We start from the raw sequence: 1,583 nt of genomic DNA, 5'->3' as shown, positions 1-1,583 counted from the left end.
GGCTTCACCGCACCGGGCGGCACGATCGCCGGCGGGTCCGCACCCGCCGCCGCGGCCGCTGGCGCTTCCGCGTCCGGCCCTCCCGCGCCGCCCGCCTGGGCGGCCGCGATGAAGCGCCGCCAATCCATGACCCACAACGCGACCCTTGCCGCACATACGCTCAAGGCTGGCGACAGCCACGGCGGCGGCGGGGGTCCCGACATCCGGGAGAAAGACTAGATGTTCCGACGCCCTTCGATCCGCTTTGCGCAGACTCCCGAACCCGTCACGCCCTATCAGGCCGCCCGGCAGGAATGGGATCGCCGCATCGGCGAGCCGGTCGTGCAGGGGAAGAACTGGCGGCTCGCCTTCTTCTGCGCGACGGCCTTGAACCTCGGCTTGACCGGCGGCCTGATCTGGCAATCGGCGCGCGGCCATATCGTCCCCTGGGTGGTTCAGGTCGACCGGCTGGGCGAAGCGCAGGCGGTCGCGCCAGCCGAGGCCGGCTACCGGCCTACCGATCCGCAGATCGCGTTCCATCTCGCGCGCTTCATCGAGAATGTCCGCTCGATCCCGGCCGATCCCGTCATCGTCCGCCAGAACTGGCTCAGAGCCTACGACTTCACCACCGACAAGGGCGCGCTCGCGCTCAACGACTACGCCCGCACCAACGACCCGTTCTTGGCTGTAGGCAAGGTCCAGGTCGCCGTGGAGGTCTCAAGCGTCATCCGCGCTTCACCCGACAGCTTCCGGGTCGCCTGGATCGAACGCCGCTATCAGGACGGCAGTCTCGCCGCCACCGAGCACTGGTCGGCCATTCTCACCATCGTCGTGCAGCCGCCGCGCACCCCCGAGGGCCTGCGCAAGAACCCGCTCGGCATTTTCGTCAACGCCTTCAATTGGTCAAAGGAGCTGTCGCAATGACGCGATTTCGTCGTTCCGCCCCGGCGGTCCTGCTCGTATCCACCTCGGCCTTGGCCGGCTGCGCCACCTCATCGGTCAAGCCGCCGGCCATCGCCTATGACAACCCGCCGACCGAGATCGCGGCGACGCTCGCGCCCGGAACGCGCAAGCCCGTCGAGGTCGTGACCATCCCCGAGCCCTTGCCGCTGCCCGGCCAGTTGAAGCCGGCGCCGGCTGAACATGCGTCGCCACCCGAGCCCGCCGATCCACGTCAGCGGGTCGGTGCGGCCAATGCCGCCGCCCGGATGGAGCCCGTTCGCGATGGCTTTCTCAACGCCATCCAGCAATATCCCTGGGCCGATGGCGCGCTCTATCAGGTCTATGCCGCGCCCGGCCAGGTTACGGACATTGCCCTTCAGCCGGGCGAGCAGCTCGTGGGCGCCGGCCCGGTGGCGGCCGGTGACACCGTGCGCTGGATCATTGGCGACACGACCAGTGGCAGCGGGCCATCGGCGCGCGTGCATATCCTCGTGAAGCCCACCCGGCCGGACCTTTCCACGAATCTCGTCATCAACACCGACCGGCGCACCTATCACATGGAACTGCGCGCGACGGCGGCGACCTATATGGCGTCGGTCTCCTGGACCTATCCGCATGATGCGCTGATCGCGCTCCAGGCGCGCAACGCGGCGGCGGGCGCC

2 protein-coding genes are annotated in these 1,583 nt (G+C 69.0%); both read left to right on the top strand.

Features of this window, described 5'->3' with window-relative positions:
* The first annotated feature begins 219 nt into the window (after positions 1 to 219).
* Positions 220 to 903 carry a conjugal transfer protein TrbF gene (gene trbF / locus C100_RS31945; protein WP_024019086.1) on the top strand — a complete coding sequence of 228 codons (684 nt, stop codon included), beginning with the start codon at positions 220 to 222 and terminating at the stop codon, positions 901 to 903.
* Positions 900 to 1,583, top strand: a 684-nt coding sequence (locus tag C100_RS31940; protein ID WP_024019085.1) for a TrbG/VirB9 family P-type conjugative transfer protein, incomplete at its 3' end; no start/stop codon positions are given. The genes trbF and C100_RS31940, both read left to right, overlap by 4 nt.

It is taken from the genome of Sphingobium sp. C100, assembly GCF_000508185.1.
Classification (GTDB): domain Bacteria; phylum Pseudomonadota; class Alphaproteobacteria; order Sphingomonadales; family Sphingomonadaceae; genus Sphingobium.
The sequence above is the reverse complement of the archived record's forward strand: the minus strand, read 5'-3'. Positions and strand labels throughout refer to the sequence as shown.

What these genes read in the sequence shown, in the direction of transcription:
- trbF (WP_024019086.1), top strand. Translation starts at nt 220, where the DNA reads ATGTTCCGACGCCCTTCGATCCGCTTTGCGCAGACTCCCGAACCCGTC.